The 18934-nt window shown below is 67.7% G+C and carries 16 protein-coding genes; 7 read left to right on the forward strand and 9 right to left on the reverse strand.

The features are described 5' to 3' along the window. Positions 1 to 19: 19 nt before the first annotated feature. Complete coding sequence (locus WS96_RS29710) at positions 20 to 994, forward strand: LysR family transcriptional regulator (RefSeq protein WP_034205095.1); 975 nt, start codon at positions 20 to 22, stop codon at positions 992 to 994. A 57-nt stretch (positions 995 to 1051) separates the two neighbouring features. Here WS96_RS29710 and WS96_RS29715 read toward each other — a convergent pair whose 3' ends face one another. The 6 genes from WS96_RS29715 to WS96_RS29740 all read right to left on the reverse strand — a co-directional run bounded on the left by WS96_RS29715 (position 1052) and on the right by WS96_RS29740 (position 7078). Next, positions 1052 to 2113 carry an asparaginase gene (locus WS96_RS29715; protein WP_034205096.1) on the reverse strand — a complete coding sequence of 354 codons (1062 nt, stop codon included), beginning with the start codon at positions 2111 to 2113 and terminating at the stop codon, positions 1052 to 1054. Positions 2114 to 2422: 309 nt separating this feature from the next. Next, complete coding sequence (locus WS96_RS29720) at positions 2423 to 2860, reverse strand: DUF4279 domain-containing protein (RefSeq protein ID WP_059837434.1); 438 nt, start codon at positions 2858 to 2860, stop codon at positions 2423 to 2425. Then, positions 2850 to 3596, reverse strand: a complete 747-nt coding sequence (locus tag WS96_RS29725) for a hypothetical protein (RefSeq protein WP_059837435.1) — start codon at positions 3594 to 3596, stop codon at positions 2850 to 2852. The genes WS96_RS29720 and WS96_RS29725 overlap by 11 nt, the downstream gene beginning before the upstream one ends. A gap of 803 nt (positions 3597 to 4399) precedes the next feature. Further along, positions 4400 to 5422, reverse strand: coding sequence for a DUF2891 domain-containing protein (locus WS96_RS29730; protein ID WP_059837840.1), 1023 nt, complete (start codon positions 5420 to 5422; stop codon positions 4400 to 4402). A gap of 19 nt (positions 5423 to 5441) precedes the next feature. Further along, positions 5442 to 6392: a DUF979 domain-containing protein gene (locus WS96_RS29735; RefSeq protein WP_034205097.1), complete on the reverse strand. Its 951-nt coding sequence runs from the start codon at positions 6390 to 6392 to the stop codon at positions 5442 to 5444. Continuing rightward, positions 6389 to 7078: a DUF969 domain-containing protein gene (locus WS96_RS29740; RefSeq protein WP_059783884.1), complete on the reverse strand. Its 690-nt coding sequence runs from the start codon at positions 7076 to 7078 to the stop codon at positions 6389 to 6391. The genes WS96_RS29735 and WS96_RS29740 overlap by 4 nt, the downstream gene beginning before the upstream one ends. Before the next feature lie 271 nt (positions 7079 to 7349). On the opposite strand from WS96_RS29740, the gene WS96_RS29745 reads away from it, so the two are divergent. The 3 genes from WS96_RS29745 (at position 7350) to WS96_RS29755 (ending at position 10419) form a co-directional block, all read left to right on the forward strand. Beyond that, entirely contained in the window at positions 7350 to 7574 is a 225-nt protein-coding gene (locus tag WS96_RS29745; protein ID WP_011548005.1) for a hypothetical protein, read from the forward strand. A gap of 714 nt (positions 7575 to 8288) precedes the next feature. Continuing rightward, a complete protein-coding gene (locus WS96_RS29750; protein ID WP_059837436.1) occupies positions 8289 to 9290 on the forward strand; it encodes a chemotaxis response regulator protein-glutamate methylesterase in 1002 nt (333 codons plus the stop codon). A gap of 76 nt (positions 9291 to 9366) precedes the next feature. Continuing rightward, the gene (locus tag WS96_RS29755) at positions 9367 to 10419 is read left to right on the forward strand and encodes a response regulator (RefSeq protein ID WP_059837437.1); all 1053 of its coding nucleotides are present in this window, start codon (positions 9367 to 9369) and stop codon (positions 10417 to 10419) included. Positions 10420 to 10442: 23 nt separating this feature from the next. Here WS96_RS29755 and WS96_RS29760 read toward each other — a convergent pair whose 3' ends face one another. Beyond that, complete coding sequence (locus tag WS96_RS29760; protein ID WP_059837438.1) at positions 10443 to 12692, reverse strand: putative bifunctional diguanylate cyclase/phosphodiesterase; 2250 nt, start codon at positions 12690 to 12692, stop codon at positions 10443 to 10445. Between the two features lie 480 nt (positions 12693 to 13172). On the opposite strand from WS96_RS29760, the gene WS96_RS29765 reads away from it, so the two are divergent. Then, a complete protein-coding gene (locus WS96_RS29765) occupies positions 13173 to 13895 on the forward strand; it encodes a haloacid dehalogenase type II (protein WP_059837439.1) in 723 nt (240 codons plus the stop codon). Positions 13896 to 13962: 67 nt separating this feature from the next. On the opposite strand, the gene WS96_RS29770 is transcribed toward WS96_RS29765, so the two are convergent. Both WS96_RS29770 and WS96_RS29775 read right to left on the reverse strand, forming a co-directional pair. Then, positions 13963 to 14754, reverse strand: a complete 792-nt coding sequence (locus tag WS96_RS29770) for a hypothetical protein (RefSeq protein WP_059837440.1) — start codon at positions 14752 to 14754, stop codon at positions 13963 to 13965. Between the two features lie 93 nt (positions 14755 to 14847). Further along, positions 14848 to 15807, reverse strand: a complete 960-nt coding sequence (locus tag WS96_RS29775) for a LysR family transcriptional regulator (protein WP_059783892.1) — start codon at positions 15805 to 15807, stop codon at positions 14848 to 14850. A 154-nt stretch (positions 15808 to 15961) separates the two neighbouring features. Here WS96_RS29775 and WS96_RS29780 point away from each other — a divergent pair, with 154 nt between their 5' ends. Together WS96_RS29780 and WS96_RS29785 are read left to right on the forward strand one after the other, a co-directional pair. Continuing rightward, a complete protein-coding gene (locus WS96_RS29780; protein WP_059837441.1) occupies positions 15962 to 17281 on the forward strand; it encodes an MFS transporter in 1320 nt (439 codons plus the stop codon). A gap of 112 nt (positions 17282 to 17393) precedes the next feature. Beyond that, positions 17394 to 18920 (forward strand): CoA-acylating methylmalonate-semialdehyde dehydrogenase, encoded by a 1527-nt coding sequence (locus WS96_RS29785; RefSeq protein ID WP_059837442.1) that lies wholly within the window; start codon positions 17394 to 17396, stop codon positions 18918 to 18920. The last annotated feature ends 14 nt before the right edge of the window (positions 18921 to 18934 follow it).

Genomic DNA, 18934 nt, shown 5'->3' on the forward strand with positions numbered 1-18934 from the left:
ACGCAACAGCGAGAATCGAATGAAAAAAGGCGCGAGAGAAACCGGCATCGATCACCTCGGCGCGATGCGCGCATTCGTGCGCGTGGTCGAAACGGGGAGTTTTTCGGCGGTCGCGAAGGAGATGCACGTGTCGACGTCGACGGTCGCGCGCAAGGTGACGGCGATCGAGGAGGCGCTCGGGGTCGCGCTGCTGCACCGCTCGACGCACAGCGTGACGCTCACCGAAGCCGGCCATATCTATCTGGAGCGCGCGGTCACGCTGATCGCCGATCTCGACGACACGCTGCGCGTCGTCGCCGAGCTGAACGCGCAGCCGAGCGGCCCGCTGAAGCTCACCGCGCCGGTCGCGTTCGGCCGCCGCCATCTCGCGCCACTGATCGCGCCGTTTCTGGCGCGCTATCCGACGATCCAGCTCGACGTTCGGCTCACCGACAACCACAACGATCTCGTGGCCGGCGGCTTCGATCTCGACATCCACGAAGGCGAGAACTACCTGGACAACCTGGTCGTCCACCGGCTGTCGCGCAACGACAGCATCCTCTGCGCGACGCCCGGCTACCTCGACCGCTGCGGGCGCCCGGCGACGCCGGACGACCTGAAGCACCACAACTGCCTGCGCTACGTGCATCCGGAAGGCGATCCGCGCTGGGCGCTCGTGCGCGGCGACACGCAGCACAGCGTGCTGCCGGCCGGCAATCTCGTCACCGACCATTCGGAGCTGTTGCTGGAAGCGACCTGCGCGGGGCTCGGCATCGCGGAATTCGAGATCTGGCTGGTGCGCGACCTGCTCGCGAGCGGCCAACTCGAAGCCGTGCTGCCGCGCTATCGGCTGCAGAACCGGCTGACCGGCGAATTCATCTACATCGCGTATCTGGCGAACCGGCGCAGCTCGGCGAAGCTGCGCGTGCTGAAGGATTTTCTCGCGGAACACCTCGCGCACATCGGCGAGCTGTCGGAGCGGGAGCTGGCGAAGATTCGCGACGCACGCGCGTAGCGCACGCCGATGCGCGGCCCGGATCGTGGGCCGGCGGCATCGGCGCGGCGGCCGCGTTCAGGCCGCCTGCAATTCGAACGGGAACGTCGCGTGCCCGAACTCGACGCCCTGCGTGTTGAGCATCGGCGGCCGGTGGAAACCGGCCAGTTGCGCGCGCTGCTCGGCCGTGCCGATCTGCAGCCGCTCGAGGATTTCGCTGACGACCATATAGAGCACGTCGAGATTGCCGTCCTCGATCTTCACCGAGATGCCGAGTGCGCCGTCCGCGCCGAGTTGCCGCGTGCGTTCGGACGCACGCACGCCGATCCCGTAGCACGCATCCGCGCCGAGCTTGCCGACCACCTGCCCGCCGAACGCGTTCATCAGCACCGTGCAATAGCGCCCGTCGCCTGCGACCAGTTCCGGATAGGCGGTCATCGCGCGGTGAATGCGCGCCAGTGCACGCACGCGATCGGTGAGCGCGCCGCCCGCTTCCACCGCGTCCGCGCCGTCGGCCAGCGATGCGTACAGGCGCGCCAGCCGATCCAGCGAGAACGCCGGCGTCGGCAGGTTGCAGCCGTCGATGCCCCAGTCGACTTCGTCGTCGCGCAGGCCGCACGCGTCGGCCACCGCGTGCTTCACGCGCACCTGCATCGGATGGTCGGGCAGATGGTAATCGGCGATCGCGGCGCCGATCGCGCGCGCACCCGCCAGCATCCCGACATGCTTGCCCGAACAGTTGCTGCAGACGCCGGTCGGCGTGTAATCGCGCTTGATCCACGACCGGTAGACCGCGTCGGACAACGGCGGATGGCCGCCGCAGCGCAAATCCGATTCGTGCGCGTCGACCTTCTCGAGCATCGCGCGCGTGCGTTCGATGTGACGGTCCTCGCTGCTGTGCGACGCGCACATCAGCGCGATGTCCGCGTCGTCGAAGCCGAAACGTTCCGGCGCGCCCGTCTCGATCACCGACAGCGCCTGGGCCGGCTTGGCAGCCGAGCGCGCGAGCGTCATCCGGAACGGATCGCCGAACCGGGCCAGCAGCCGGCCGCGTGCATCGACGATCGCCACGTGGGCGACGTGCGTGTTCTCGATCGCATTGCCGCGGTACGTGACGACCGCTGCGCGTGGGGTGTCCATCCTCTTCTGTCTCCTTGCTCGGGGGCCTGATGCCGGGGCCCGTCCAACCGGTACGGCAGTGTAGCGAGTCGTCGCCGCCGCGCGTCGGTCGTGTCGTGGAAAGCGGTGTTGCGCACGACGCAAAGGCAGCTACTCTCACGAAAAGCTGCCCGAATCAGCACAAAAACCATTCAATCGGTAACCTATTTGCCGCTCGGCGGCGCGCTCCAGCCGGAACTGCGCGCAAAGCGCGCGTCTGCGCTTCGGCTGAGGTGGATCGAGGTACACGCGTCGCATCAGGCGTCACGGAGACGCCTGCAGCGGTAGGCACTATCGATATTCATCGATCTCGATCACTGCCCCGACTGATTCAATGAGCTGGCGGGTAGCGTCCGACATGTGGGGCACGCGCCTACCATTTTCGTTGTCCCAATAGCAGAAGAACCGCATACGCGCCCCCGCCTGTTCGATACGCTCGAGGAGACCTTCACGCGGCAACGAGAGTCGTTCGATCAGGTAACGCAAGTGCGGCTCCAGTCGATCGCTTTGAACCGCGGCTTTGCTTTCCAGCGCCCACAGATTGAGCTTTCCGGGCCGGGAACTCAACCGCCCGGACGGCAACAGATAAGGCTTTCCTTTCGTGATCGTTCGACTCGGAAAGATGCCGAAGAAGGCGGTCCACGTGTCCGGGTGCGCGCCCTCCGATGAGATGATGAACGTCGCGTGCGCGAGTGCGCTATCGGTAGGCGGAGGGGACTCAGCGTGCATAGTCATGGATATTATCAATAATTACGCCTTTGAACTCGACGTCGCCGCTGTCGTGGAAGATAACGTTGTCCGCAGGCCCCAAGCCGTTGGCGGGCTTCAGGATATGCAGCATCTGCCCGAACGTCTTGCGATCGTAGCCGAGCATCTTTGCCGCAAAGTTCGGATTGTTGGTCGCGGCGGCAAGGGATTCGACGCTGTCGCCAATCGTGCCGGCGGCGTAATCGAACGGCTGCGCATCTTCAAGCAATGACGAGGCGACACCCGTAAAACCAGCTGTGCCGCCCGCGCCACACCCGCCGATAATGCTTTCCAAGTAGCCCAACAGCGCGTCGCCGGACACGTCGCTGGGCGTCGCCCAACTCGGTAGAGGTTTGTCGGTCGGCAGCGAAGTCATTCCCGGCACACTGGCAAGCCTGCTGGCTCGCGGGAAGGGTGGGATTGACGGCTGGCTACCACCGCCACCGCCGCATAGCCCGCGGTCGATCTCGACCGCCACGCGACCGATTTCTATGGCGGATTTGAGCGCGTCAAGCGGCGTGCCCTGGAGCACATCCAGGCCGAGTCGCCGTATGTACGTCAATGCATTCGCCGTGAGGCCCGCATATTTCGGCCAGTGCAGCATCAATTCCGAAACGGCGCTGCGTTGTCCCATCGACTGGCTTGCACCGATAGAGCTTGTGGCGCGAGTCAACGTCGCGCGTTTTCCCGAACCTAAATCGAGCATTACTGAGGTCATGCTGCGTGCTCCGCTTTTTTAGACTAATCTGCATTGCAAAGCGGGATAACACAATAGAACTGTTGACCGTCCTCCCCGACACCCGATGACTTCGCGGCATTCACCTGCGGCAATCCGTTGTGCGCCTGGACACATGGCCGACCAACGGGTGGCATGCCGCCGGCGAAGCAGCCGCGATCGGCGAGCGCGCGCCCACCCAGGCGCTTGCCGTTTCATCGAGCGCCATTACAACTTCACGAAACCGGAATACACCACGCAGCAGGCCTTTTTATTCATCGTTCCATTCTGGCAATTTATGTCGATGAATCCCGGCAAATTTATTGCCATAGGATCCCGAGTAAAATTCAAACAATTGTTAAATATAGGTAATATAGAAAATGTTTAGAACTTATCCGGTGGATTTCTCAAAAGCAATTTGATCCCCCTCCCCCGAGCTCAACCGGCATGACGCCCACGCACCACACGTCGTCGCCGTCCTGCATTCGGCGCACGGCAGGTCGGACGGTGCCCGGCCCCTGCCCGGCCGGGGCGGCGCACGATCGCGCCGTGGTCGACACGGTATTCGGTTTCGTCGTGCGCGATCGCGACGTCGTCGGTCCAGCCATCGCGCGATGTCGCGTGCGACGCGATCGACACGGAGCCGGCGAGCCCATGGCTCGCGGCGGCGCAGAAAACGAGTTCGTCCGTGGCGAAGCGGCGAACGGCAGATGGCGGGCTTCGCGCCGCGCATGCTGGACGGAGCGGCCCGCGCGGCGACTATCGGCCGCGCGCCGAGGCCCTTCCCGCCGGCGCGATTTCGCGCGCTACGCGTCCAGCGCGAGCAACGCGAACGTCGCGAGCCAGTGTTCGCCCATGTAGTCGCCGGCCACGTGCGCGAGTGCGCTCGCGAGATGCCGGTCGGCCGCGTCGAGCAGCTTCGCACGCCGTGCATCGTCTGCCGGCAGCGCGCCGGCCAGCGAACGCTGGCACCACGCGCGGCTCAGGTTCAGCCCGTCGAGGTGCGCGATCTTGCCGTCGCTGCGGTCGCTGACGGTCGCCGGTTCGAACAGCGTCGCGGGCTCGCCGCGCGCAAGGTCGGGCAGGAAGCGCGCGAACCAGCCGTCGAATTCGGCGGCCGGCAGCACGCGCCGCATCAGTTCGGCCTCCATCAGCGCGGGCGACAGGAATTCGTCCCCCGACGGCTCCCACGCCTGGCAGGCGACGTCGTTCAGGTGCCAGCGCTTCGCGGTATCGACGATCAGCGCGGCAAGCCCGTCGCGCTGCGTGTCGCGTGCGAAATCGAGCGCGAGCGCCAGCGCGAACGCGGTGTTGAAGTGCGTGCCGACACGCAGCGGATAGGTCGCCTTCGGCAGGAAAGTCTCGAAGCGCGACACGAACAGGTCGGCCAGCGGCGCCATCGTCTTCGCCCAGCGCGCGGCCTGCGGCAGCACGCCCTTCAGCGCGAGCCGCTCGAGCTGCGCGGCGAGCGCGAGCAGCCACGCCCAGCCGTACGGCCGCTCGAAGCCGGCGTTGTGCGGCCGCGCGAGATACGCGCGCTCGCCGGCGACGTTCGCGTCGGTGAAATGCGCGTCGACGGTCGCGACGATGCGTTCGGCTTCCGGCAATGCCGGGTAGCGTTCGAGCACGCGCAGCACGAGCCAGTAGCCGTGCACGCACGAGTGCCAGTCGTAGCTGCCGTAGAAGATCGGGTGCAATGCGCGCGGCCCCTGCACGTCGTGCGGACCTTCGAGCGCATGCGTGAGCTTGTTCGGATATTCGCGGGTCAGATGCGCGAGCGCGAGCGACGCGAATTTCGACGCGAGTTCGGGAGTGAGTCGGTCGGTCATGAGGATCTCGTCCATCGAGTCAGAAGCGGAATACGAACGCGTACATCAGCAGCGTGTTCACGGCCAGCAGCAGCACGGCCGTCGGCCACTGCACCTTGATCACGCCGTTCTTGTCCTTCAGTTCGAGCAGCGCCGCGGGCACGATGTTGAAGTTCGCGGCCATCGGCGTCATCAGCGTACCGCAGAAGCCGCTCAGCATCCCGATCGCGCCCATGATCGCCGGGTTGCCGTGGAACTGATGGACGATCAGCGGCAGGCCGATGCCCGCCGTCATCACCGGGAACGCGGCGAAGCCGTTGCCCATGATCATCGTGAACAGCGCCATGCCGACCGTGTAGGCCGCGACCACCGCGAACGGCGAATCGATCGGCACCCATTCCTTCACGAGCCCCGACACCACCCCGCCGACGCCCGCGATCGCGAACAGCGCGCCGAGCGCCGCGAGCATTTGCGGCAGGATCGCGGCCCAGCCGACCGCATCCATCGTATGGCGCGCTTCCTTCAGCGCATGCACGGGCGAATCGCGCAGCATCGCGAGCGCGACGACGAACGCGACGATCGTGCCCAGCACGAGCGAGATCAGCGTCACGCTCTTCGGGTCGACGAACGGCACGAGTTTCAGCGCGAACGTGCCGATCAGCGTGACGACCGGAATCAGCAGCGCCGGCAGGAACAACCGGTTGCCGAAACGCTGCGCGAGCGTCTCGCGCCGCACGGCCGCCGCTTCGCCGGCCTCGTCCGACCGGCCGCGGCCGAGCTTGCCCGAACCGGCGATCAGCGCGAGCGCGATCGCGAGGCAGCCCGTGACGAAATGCGGCAGCAGCGCGCCGAACAGGAACGTGACCGCGTAGATGGCCCAGAACGCGAAATTGACGACGCGCCGCGGGTTCGTGCGGTCCGTCAGGTTGAAGTACGCGAACGCGGCGAACATCAGCCCCGCGAGCGTGTACAGCGATTCGAGGCCGATCATCGCGCGCCCTCCTGCTTCACCAGGCCGAAGCCGCGCGCGAGCCGGCGGTCGAGCAGCGCGAGGCGCGTGCAGTGAATCAGCAGCGCGGCGATCGCGGTCGGGATCGCCCACACCGACAGGTGCAGCGGCTCGATGGCGATGCCGTTCTGTTCGAGAAAGCCCTTGATCAGCAGGATCGACTGGATCGCGATGAAGATGTCCTCGCCGAAGAACACGGCGACGTTGTCGGCGCCCGACGCATGCGCGCGGATCTGCTGGCGCACCGACTCGGGCAGCTCGCCGTGCCGGCTGACCGCGGCGGCCTCGGCCATCGGCGCGATCAGCGGCCGCACCATCTGCGCGTGGCCGCCGAGCGACGTGAGGCCGAGTGCGGCCGTCGCCTGGCGCAGCACGAAATACAGCATCAGCACGCGGCCCGTGGTGGCCGCCTGCACGCGCGAGATCATCCGCTTCGCCTGCTCCTTGAGCCCGTTGCGCTCGAGCAGCGCGATCACCGGCAGCGTGAGCCAGATCAGCCCCATGTAGCGGTTCTCGGCGAACGCCTTGCCGAACGCGCCGACGATGTCGACGAGATTCAGCCCGCCCGCCAGCCCCGTCGCGAGCCCCGCGATCGTGACCACCAGCAGCGCATTGAAGCGCAGCGCGAAGCCGATCACGACGATCGGCACCCCAATCAGCACCAGCATTTCTCCTCCGTGTGTCTGGACGCGCGGCACGTCGGCAACGCGTTTGCGGCCCGGTTTGCATCGGGCTCGGACGGCGAAATCTAACACGAGACTTTATCGATAAAAAGTCGACGATTTGCCGATTCGGGTAAACGTTGAAGCTGCCGGATACCGTGCGCGCGCCGTGTGTCGAGCGCATTTCATCGGACGAATAGGGTCGGCCCGCGCGCGTGGCGCGGCCCCGGGACGGCGACTACACTGAAAGGCATCGGCAACGTACGGGAGAGCCGCCATGATTGACGTATTCCAGACCATCGGCAGCCGCGCGTTCTCCGCTCATCTGGCGAAGGACGGGATGGTGACGCTGATGGAGCAACGCCATGAAGTCGACCGCGTGACGCTCGCGACCGCTTATGCGGCGCTCGTCGAGGAAGCCGAGCAGGAAGCCGACCTGCGCGACGCGACGGTCGAAGGGATGATGCGCGCGCTGATCCAGGGCTACGCGCGTAGCCATTGACGGTACGGCCGCGCGTGCGCGCCGCGGCCCGATGCCCTCGACGGCCCGGTACGGCTCGATACGGCCCGCTACGCGGCCGGCGCGACCGCGCCGGTGCCGAACCACCGGCCCTCGCGCGGTTGCCGGTCGTCAGCCTGCGCGAGGCGCCTCGGCAAGTTGGCCGCCGCACCTTGCCGGCGCGATCGGTTTCCGTCATGAAGGCTTCGGCCTCGTCGCGGGCGGCACACGGGATCGTGTTGACATGCCGCCCGCGCCGCGCATCGCGTTCGACCGGGCAAGCGCGGTCGATCGACGCATACGCGCTCTCGATGTAGATCCTCTACGGCAAACGGCCGTCGCGCCCGATCGCGACCGGCGCGAACGACGCGCGGCTGGCGAGCAGGGTTTCGGGCGCGCTCCTCGGGATCCCGTTTTCTTTTTTGTCGATGCCGGCACGGTAACATGCGGACTTTTGCGGCCTGTCCGGACAGGATCACTGGCCCGCTTGCAGGCAATGCGGCACAGTCATAGAGGAAACGCACTGAAACGGCATCATGCGTTCATTTTTCGATTGCCGCCGCCCGCGCTGCATGACAGCATTCGGGCGTCGTCAACCGAAAAGAATGCCGCGCCGTCCGGCCGCCGATGCCGCCCGGCAGCGAGCGCCGAACAGGCTGCCCCCTCCATGAACCCGGCCCACCTCCAACACTACGAACCGACCGGAGAATTCCGCTTGTGAACATCGGCATCGTCAACGACCTCCCGCTTGCCGTCGAGGCGATGCGCCGCGCGATCGCGCGACGGCCCGAGCACCGCGTGCTGTGGGTCGCGACCGACGGCGCGCAGGCCGTCGAACTGTGCGCCGCGCAGCCGCCCGACATCGTGCTGATGGATCTGATCATGCCGAAATTCGACGGGATCGAAGCGACGCGTCGGATCATGCGTTCCGAACGACCGTGCGCGATCCTGATCGTGACGAGCTGCATCGGCGCGAACGCATGGCGCGTGTTCGAGGCGATGGGCGCCGGGGCGCTCGACGCGGTCGACACGCCGCGGCTCGGCGACGGCGCCGCCGGCGACACGACGAAACTGCTGCTCGCGAAGATCGACCAGATCGGCCGCCTGCTCGACGCGCCGGGCGGCACGCGCGTCGCCGGCGCGACCGCGCGCGGCGGCGGCCCGCTGGTCGCGATCGGCGCATCGGCCGGCGGCCCCGGCGCGCTCGCGTCGATCCTCGGCAGCCTGCCGGCCGATTTCAATGCGCCGATCGTGATCGTGCAGCACGTCGATCGCGCGTTCGCCGAAGGCATGGCGCAATGGCTCGACGGTCAGACCCGGCTCGCCGTGCGCGTCGCGCGCGAAGGCGATCGCCCGCAGCCGGGCGTCGCGCTGCTCGCCGCGACCGACGACCACCTGCGCATCACGCGCGCCGGCACGCTCGAATACACGCGGGAACCGGCCGCCACGCCGTATCGGCCGTCGGTCGACGTGTTCTTCAACAGCCTGACCGAGCACTGGCCCGGCCGCGTGATCGGCGTACTGCTCACGGGGATGGGACGCGACGGCGCGATCGGCCTGAAGGCGCTGCGGATGAAGGGCTACCATACGATCGCGCAGGACGAGGCGACGAGCGCGGTGTACGGCATGCCGAAGGCGGCCGCGACGCTCGGCGCGGCGCGTGCGATCCTGCCGCTCGGGCGCATCGCGGGCGAGCTGGCGGCGCTCGCGCGGCTCTGAACCCGACGATGACCGTGCGCAACACCCATGCCTGCCCCTGCAACGACCGCGACAACCGCAACGACCCGCATCGATCATGACGATTGACCTGACTCGCCCGCCGGGCGGCCCGACCGCGTCGCCCGCCGACGCGCCGGCGATGGTGTTGCTGGTCGACGACCAGACGATCGTCGCGGAGGCCGTGCGGCGCGCGCTCGTCGACGAGGAAGGCATCGACTTCCACTACTGCCCGCGCTCGGACGACGCGATGGCCACCGCGATCGAGACGCGCCCGACCGTGATCCTGCAGGACCTCGTGATGCCGGGCATCGACGGGCTGAGCCTCGTGCGGGCGTACCGCGCAAATCCGGCGACGCGCGACGTGCCGATCATCGTGCTGTCGACGCAGGAAGAGCCGGTGATCAAGAGCGCCGCGTTCGCGGCCGGCGCGAACGACTATCTGGTCAAGCTGCCCGATCGCATCGAACTCGTCGCGCGCATCCGCTACCACTCGCGCTCGTACATCAACCTGCTGCAGCGCGACGAAGCCTATCGCGCGTTGCGGCAGTCGCAACAGCAACTGCTCGAGGCCAACCTCGAACTGCGGCGCCTCACGCACTCCGACGGCCTGACCGGGCTGTCGAACCGGCGCTATCTCGACGAATACCTGGCCGCCGAGTGGCGGCGCGGCGCGCGCGAACGCAGCGAGCTGTCGCTGCTGATGATCGACGTCGACAACTTCAAGCTGTACAACGACACGTACGGGCACGTGTCGGGCGACAACGTGCTCAAGCAGATCGCATCGACGATCGAGCGGTGCCTCGGGCAGTCGGGCGATCTCGCCGCACGCTTCGGCGGCGAGGAATTCGCGGTCGTGATGCCGGCCACGTCGCCGGGCGCCGCACGGCTGCTCGGCGAGAAGATCCGGCTCGCGGTCGAAGCGCTGCGCCTGCGGCATGCACACTCGTCGACGGGCAACCACACGGTGACGATCAGCATCGGCGGCGCGAGCATCGTGCCCACGCCCGGCCTGCCGACGACACTCCTGATCGAGGCGGCCGACCGCGCGCTCTATCGCGCGAAGCACGAAGGCAAGAACCGGGTCGAGATCGATCCGCCGCCGGGCGCCGGCGGGTTCGGCGCGCATTAGCGCTAGCAGGACACCCGGCGCGCTCAGGCGGCGCCGAGCCGGCGCGCGTAGTCGCTCGCGTCCAGCGGGCGGCTGAACAGATAGCCTTGCTGCATGTCGCAGCCGATCTGCTGCAGGAACCACGACTGCGCCTGCGTCTCGACGCCTTCGGCCGTGACCTTCATCCCGAGCGAATGGGCCATCGCGACCACCGCCTGCGTGATCGCGACCGAGTCGTGATGATCGGGCACGCCCGACACGAACGAGCGGTCGACCTTCAGGTTGTGCAGCGGAAAACGCTTCAGGTACGCGAGGGACGAATAACCGGTGCCGAAATCGTCGACCGAGATCCGCACGTTCATGTCCGTGAGCGCTTCGAGCATCGGCAGCACGGTGTCCGTGTCGTTCATCAGCACGCCTTCGGTGATCTCGAGTTCGAGCGCGGACGGGTCGAGCCGCGTATGCGCGAGACAGCGGGCGACCGACTCGACGAGCCCTTCGTGAAACTGCCGCGGCGACAGGTTGACGGCCAGCATCAGGTCCGGCGCGATCGTGCGACGCCACTCGGCCGCCTGCCGGCACGCGGTTTCGAGCACCCACTGGCCGATCGCGACGATCAGCCCCGTGTCTTCCGCGACCGGAATGAATTCCGCCGGCGACATCGGCCCGAGCTCGGGGCTCGTCCAGCGCAGCAGCGCCTCGGCGCCGACCGTGCGGCCGCTGCGCGCATCGACGACGGGCTGATACGCGAGCCGCAGCATGTCCGACGCGAGCGCGCGCCGCAGCGACTGCTCGATCGCGAAGCGGCGCTGCAGCCGCAGGTTGAGCTGGGCGGTGAAGAACGTGAAGTGGTTGCGGCCGCGTTGCTTCGCGTCGTACATCGCCGAATCGGCGTTGCGCATCAGCGTCACGGCGTCGTCGCCGTCGCGCGGCGCGACGCTGATCCCGATCGATACGCCGAGCCAGTATTCGTTGTTCGCGATCGCGAACGGCTTCGCGATCGCGTCGATGACCTCGCGCGCGAGCACCGCGAGATGCTCGGGATCGTCGCAGTCGTCGACGAGGATCACGAACTCGTCGCCGCCGACGCGCGTGAGCGCGTAGCGGCCGTCCGCGCAGGCCGCGAGCCGCGCCGCGACGCTGCGCAGCAGCGCGTCGCCCGCGTCGTGACCGGCCGTGTCGTTGACCTTCTTGAAGCCGACCAGATCGATGAACAGGATCGCGACGCGCGCGGGCCCGGCCGCCGCGTCGTGCACGCCGAACAGTTCGCGCATGCGGTCGCCGAGCCAGCGGCGGTTGTAGAGGCCCGTCAGCGCGTCGCGGGTCGCCATGTAGCGCAACTGCTGCTGCGCTTCGCGCACGGGGCCGATGTCGTTGAACGACACGAGCACCGAGTCGGCCTGCGTCTCGCCCGGCCTCACGATCGGCACCGCGTTGCCGCGCACCCAGATGATGTCGCCGTCCGCGAGGCCGAAGCCGACCGTGTAGCCGAGCTGAGGCGTGCCCGTTACGAGCGCGATCCGACTCGGCCAGTCGTCCGGCGCGATCGGCGTGCCGTCTTCGCGCAGCTTGCGCAGGATCACCGTCGACAGCCGGCGCCCGACGAGTTCGCCCTTCACGCGCATCATCCGGTTCGCGCTCGGGTTGCTCGCGACCACGACGCCGTCGCGCGACACGACGAGTATCCCTTCGTTCAGGCTGTTGACGACGAGCCGGTGATGTTCCTCGCTGCGCGCAAGCTGCCGCGCGATCCGGTCCTGGTGCACCGCGAGGCCGACGCTGTTGCCGATATCGCGCAACAGCGCGGTCTCCTCGTCGCTCGGCAGGCACGGCCGGTGGTGATAGATGGCAAACGCGCCGAGCACGACGCCGGCCTCGTCGAGGAACGGCACCGACCAGCACGCGCGCAAGCCCAGCGGCAATGCAATGGCGCGATAGTCGGCCCACCGCGGATCGGTTTCGATGTCCTCGACGGCGACCATCCGGCGCTCGTACATCGCGGTGCCGCACGAGCCGGCCGCCGGCCCGATCGCCGCGCCGTCGATCGCCGCACTGTACTGCGCGGGCAGCGACGGCGCCGCGCCGACGCGCACGTGCACGCCGTCCGTATCGAGCAGCAGGATCGTGCACGACGCGCCGTCGCCGAGCAAAACCTCGGCACGCCGGCAAACTTCGGACAGCAGTTCCGGCAGCGGCGTGTTGCGCGTGATCAGTCTCAGCACGCTCTGCTCGGACGCGAGCACTTCCGCGGCGAGCCCGAAGCTGTAGCGAGAACTTTGCGGTTCGGTATTCAAGATGAATCCTGCCGTCTGTCCGACCGGGTCTGATGCGCCCGATTCGTTATCGATATTTCGTGCCCTGTCCCGCCTCGGGTTTACGCCGATGCACGGTGCGCCCCGTTTGCGCGCCGTGCCAGGGCGCGCCGAAATGTATTTAACACCAATCCGTGACGATCGGCATACCCCGTTCCATCAGGGGATACGCGCGGTTGCCGCGCGGCTCGCGGGCGGCGGCCAGTGCGACGACAGGGTTGCTGCGCTGCACGAAGGCGCAGGCGCGCCGCCCGTCGATCCTTCCGGATGCGCTCGGCCAGACAATCGATCTGCAGGCGCGCCCGCGGCAGCGACCCGCGCCGCGACGGAAACACCGAGCCACGCATCGCGGCCTCCCGGGCCGCGTTTTCGTATCCGTGATTCAATGTCGATCGAACCGGCGCCACGCCATCCGGCGGCACGGCGACGTGAACCCGATCGAACGACCTCCACTGGATCACCATGACGAACCCTGCCGAAATCAAGGCGCTCGTTTTCGATGTCTTCGGAACGATCGTCGACTGGAGAAGCGGTGTCGCACGCGGTGCCGCCGCATTCCTGGACCGCCACGCGCCGACGCTCGACCCGTTCGCGTTCGCCGATGCGTGGCGCGCCGAGTATTCGCCGTCGATGGAAGAAATCCGCAGCGGGCGCCGCCGCTACGTGCGGCTCGACGTGCTGCATCGCGAGAACCTCGTGCGCACGCTCGACCGCTTCGGCATCGACGACGTGCCCGATGCCGACATCGACGCACTCAATCTCGCGTGGCATCGGCTCGATCCATGGCCCGATGCCGTCGCCGGCCTGCAGCGGCTGAAGCAGCGCTACATCGTCGCGCCGCTGTCGAACGGCAATATCCGGCTGATGGTCGACGTCGCGAAACACGGCGGGCTGCCGTGGGACGCGATTCTCGGCGCCGAGGTGGCGCGCGCGTACAAGCCGTCGCCGGCCGTCTATACCGAAGCGGTCGAGATTCTCGGTCTCGCGCCGGCCGAGCTGTGCCTGGTGGCCGCGCACAACGGCGATCTCGCGGCCGCGCGCCGGCTCGGGCTGTCGACCGCGTTCGTGCTGCGGCCGACCGAACACGGGCCCGGCCAGACGACCGACCTGCAAGCCGACGAGGCGTGGGATTTCGACGTCAAAGATCTGAACGAGCTCGCGGATCGGCTGGGCTGCACGGGTTGAGCGCCGGCGACGCGACCTGCCCCCGCGCCGCGCTCGCGAGGCGCGGTACAGGCATGCCGCGCCTCCGCTACTTCACCACCGCCCGCCACGCGGTTCGCGCGTAGATGAGCAGCAACGGCAGCAGCGCCAGCGCGAACAGCAGGCACAGCGCGAGCACCCACACCGGCCATTGCTGCGGATTCCCGTGCGCCCAGTAACGGTACGGCACGCTCAGCAAGGCGAGTTCCATCAGCAGCGCACCGAGCGGCACGAGCCCGTTCAGCACCGCCGCCACGCCACAGCGTGCCGCGCCGTCGATCTTCTTCCCGGCCCCGTACGCCGCGATCAGGTACACGAAATACCCGATGATCGCGACCATCACCGTGCCGCCGGCCAGCAGCCCGATACTCCGCACGCTGCGTTCGTGCCACTGATGAGCCCCTTGCGGCAACACGACATCGATCTTCTCGCCGATTTCGGGCACGGCCCCCGAACGGATGTTGCCCGGCAGCACGATGCGTTCGCCATCCGGCATCACGGCTTCCAGGATCGACGTGTACTTGATGCACCGGTACGACGAGGTTCGCCCCGAACTGTCGCGGCGCTCGCAGGTATCCCACTCGGACTGGTAGGACACGACGGTCGCTTCGTATTTCGGCGATACCGTCAGTGCGTAGAGCTCGTCGCCGATCCAGTACACGAACGGGAACAACAGCGACACCAGACAAAAACATACGAGCCACCAGAACGCGACCGCGCCGCCGGAGCCGCGCTTGCCGCCCGTCTGTCGGCGCACCATGCGCGACGCGAGCCAGTAGGCGGTCACGCCGAATACCACCACGCACACCACGAAAACCTTGCCCGCATGCGTCAAAGCCATTTGCCTTCTCCCCGCTAGCCGGTCGAATCGCCGCCGGCCGTGTTGTCATCCAGATCGATCGCCGCGTCGCCGTCGCGCCCCGCCCTTCGACCGCTATTCCGGCTCGCCGACGAAGCGCAGCATCCCCGACTCCCCCGACAGCAACGCGCGATTCGCGTCCGCCGCCGCGCGCAGGTAATCCCACAGCGCGGTCACGCGCCGCAGCTTGCGCAGATCCTCGCGGCACGTCAGCCAGAAACACCGCGTGACGACTACATCATTCGGCAGCACGGGCGCGAGCGCCGGCTGGGCGGCCGCCATGAAACACGGCAGGATCGCGAGGCCGCCGCCCTGCAGCGCAGCGAAATACTGCGCGATCACGCTGGTCGTGCGCAAGCCGGCCGTCGCGCCGGGCACCGCGCGGTCCAGGTACAGCAGCTCGTTGCTGAACGCGAGATCGTCGACGTAGCTGATGAACGCGTGCTGCGCGAGATCGTCCGTACACGTGATCGGCGCGTGGTTCGCCAGATAGTCGCGCGTCGCATAGAGCCGCAACTGGTAGTCGCACAGCTTCGTGACCACGTAAGGCCCGCGTTCGGGCCGCTCGAGCGTGATCGCGAGATCGGCCTCGCGCTTGGGCAGGTTGACGAAATGCGGCACCGGCAGCAGGTCGACCGTCACGTGCGGATGCGCGGCGCGGAACCGCGCGAGCTGCGGCGCGAGGAAAAAGCAGCCGAACCCTTCGGTCGACCCGATCCGCACGTGGCCCGACAGCGCCTCGCCGGTATTCGCGATCTGGTCGCACGCGGACTGCACGGTCGTCTCCATCGCATCCGCATACGCGACGAGCCGCTGCCCTTCGGCCGTCAGCGCGAAGCCGCCGGAGCGCGACTTGTCGAACAGCAGCGTGCCCATCGCGGCCTCGAGCGCGCGGATGCGCCGCGCGACGGTCGTGTAGTCGACGCCGAGCCGCTTCGCGGCCCCGCTCGCGCGCTGCGTGCGCGCGACCTCGAGGAAAAAGCGCAGGTCGTCCCAGTTCAGGTTGCCGGAAACCGGCTCGGTGGCATGTCGCATCGGCGAAGGAAAAGGCGGGGTCTCCGGGCCGGCCGTCGATATGCATAAATGCACATCCAACCGGTTTCTTTATCGGTACATCGTGAATCTGCGCATAACTATACTCGACCGTGACCTGCGGACCACGAGCCGCGGCAACTACCACGGAGACACCATGCAGACCCGATCCACCCTCGACGAGCATGCGGCAGTCGCGACGCCGGCCCCCGAGCGCACCGCGAAGCACTACCTGCTGGCCGGCTGGGCCAGCATGGCCGGCACGACGATCGAGTGGTACGACTTCTTCCTCTACGGCACGGCCGCCGCGCTCGTGTTCAACCGCATCTTCTTCCCGTCGCTGGACCCGGTCGTCGGCACGCTCGCCGCGTTCGGCACGTTCGCGGTCGGCTTCATCGGGCGGCCGATGGGCGGCATCGTGTTCGGCCACTTCGGCGACCGCATCGGCCGCAAGTCGATGCTGATGATCACGCTGCTGCTGATGGGCGTGCCGAGCATGATCATCGGACTGATCCCGTCGTACGACCGCATCGGCTACTGGGCCGCCGCGCTGCTGATCGCGATGCGCTTCCTGCAGGGGATGGCCGTCGGCGGCGAATGGGGCGGCGCGGTGCTGATGGCCGTCGAGCACGCGCCGAAGGGCCGCAAGGGGCTGTTCGGCAGCCTGCCGCAGACCGGCGTCGGGCTCGGCCTGATCCTGTCGTCGACGGCGATGGCCGCGGTGGCCGCGCTGCCGGAGGCCGACATGCTGTCGTGGGGCTGGCGCGTGCCGTTCCTCGCGAGCATCGCGCTCGTCGGCCTCGGCTGGTTCATCCGCGCGAAGGTGCCGGAGTCGCCCGACTTCGAGAAGATGCAGCGCCAGGGCAAGGCCGAGAAATCGCCGGTGACGGCCGCGCTGCGCCGCCATCCGCGCGAAGTGCTGACGATCGTCGGCGCGCGCGCCGCCGAGAACACCTGGTTCTACATGGTCGTCACGTTCGCGCTCGCTTACGCGACGCAGCAACTGCATTTGCCCAAAGCCGAGATGCTGCATGCGATCACGGCCGGCGCGGTGCTGTCGCTCGTCACGATGCCGCTGTGCGGGCATCTGAGCGACCGCATCGGCCAGCGCCGGATGTTCGCGCTCGGCCTCGTGCTGATGTGCGCGTTCGCCGCGCCGTTCTTCATGATGCTCGGCACGCAGCAGACGTCGTACGCATGGTGGGCGATCGTGCTCGGCCTCGGCGTCGTGTTCCCGATCCTCTATGCGCCGGAATCGCTGCTGTTCGCGCAGCAGTTTCCGGCGGAAATCCGCTATAGCGGCATTTCGCTGTCGGTGCAGCTGGCCGGTGTGATCGGCGGCGGCTTCGCGCCGATGATCGCGACGTCGCTGCTCAAGGCCGGCGGCGGCCAGCCGCACTACGTGATCGCGTACCTCGTCGGCTTCGGCGTGTTCGCGCTCGTCTGTACCTCGTTGATGCGACCGGCGCGCGCATAGCACCCCGCCCGCATTCAGTCGATTTCAGTTCAACCTGCCGTCCGCCGTGGCCGCACGCGCGGCGGACGCAGGCCCCCCTTTTTCTTCGCACCACCGATTCCCGGAGAGTTCCATGAACGCCGCAGTTCCCCAGACCACCCTCGCCCTGCCCACCGCCAAGCTGCTGATCGACGGCGCGTTCGTCGATTCGCAAAGCGCCGAATGGGGCGACATCGTCAACCCCGCGACGCAGGCAGTCATCGGCCGCGTGCCGTATGCGACGCTCGACGAGGTCGATGCCGCGATCGCGTCCGCGCAGCGCGCGTTCCAGACGTGGAAGACGACGCCGATCGGCGCGCGGCTGCGCATCATGCTGAAGTTCCAGGATCTGGTGCGCCGCAATCTCGAACGGATCGCGCATACGTTGACGGCCGAACAAGGCAAGACGCTGCCCGATGCGCAGGGCGACATCTTCCGCGGCCTCGAAGTGGTCGAGCACGCATGCTCGATCGGCACGCTGCAGCAAGGCGAATTCGCGGAGAACGTCGCGGGCGGCGTCGACACCTACACGCTGCGCCAGCCGATCGGCGTGTGCGCGGGCATCACGCCGTTCAATTTCCCCGGGATGATCCCGCTGTGGATGTTCCCGATGGCGATCGTATGCGGCAACACGTTCGTGCTGAAGCCGTCGGAGCAGGACCCGCTGTCGACCATGCAACTCGTCGAACTCGCGATCGAGGCCGGCGTGCCGCAAGGCGTGCTGAACGTCGTGCACGGCGGCAAGACGGTGGTCGACCGCCTGTGCACGCACCCGGACATCAAGGCGATCTCGTTCGTCGGCTCGACGCGCGTCGGCACGCACGTGTACAACCTCGGCAGCCAGCACGGCAAGCGCGTGCAGTCGATGATGGGCGCGAAGAATCACGCGGTCGTGCTGCCCGACGCGCACCGCGAACAGACGATCAACGCGCTCGTCGGCGCGGGCTTCGGCGCGGCCGGCCAGCGCTGCATGGCGACGTCGGTCGTCGTGCTGGTCGGCAAGGCCCGCGACTGGCTGCCCGATCTCGTCGACAAGGCGAAGGCGCTGAAGGTCAACGCGGGCGCCGAAGCCGGCACCGACGTCGGCCCGGTCGTGTCGAAGGCGGCGAAGGAACGCATCCTGTCGCTGATCGACGCGGGCGTGAAGGCAGGCGCGACGCTGCTGCTCGACGGCCGCGACGTGAAGGTGCCCGGCTACGAGCACGGCAACTTCGTCGGCCCGACGATCTTCTCGGGCGTGACGACCGACATGTCGATCTACACCGAAGAAATCTTCGGGCCGGTGGTGGTGGTGCTCGAGGCCGACACGCTCGACGACGCGATCGCGCTCGTCAACGCGAATCCGATGGGCAACGGCGTGGGCCTGTTCACGCAGAGCGGCGCGGCGGCGCGCAAGTTCCAGAGCGAGATCGACGTCGGCCAGGTCGGCATCAACATCCCGATTCCGGTGCCGGTGCCCTATTTCAGCTTCACCGGCTCGCGCGGCTCGAAGCTCGGCGATCTCGGCCCGTACGGCAAGCAGGTCGTGCAGTTCTACACGCAGACCAAGACGGTCACCGCGCGCTGGTTCGACGACGACGCGACGGCCGGCGGCGTGAACACGACGATCGCGCTGCGCTGATGCAACGCACGGGG

Source organism: Burkholderia sp. MSMB1835 (genome assembly GCF_001526365.1).
Lineage (GTDB): Bacteria > Pseudomonadota > Gammaproteobacteria > Burkholderiales > Burkholderiaceae > Burkholderia.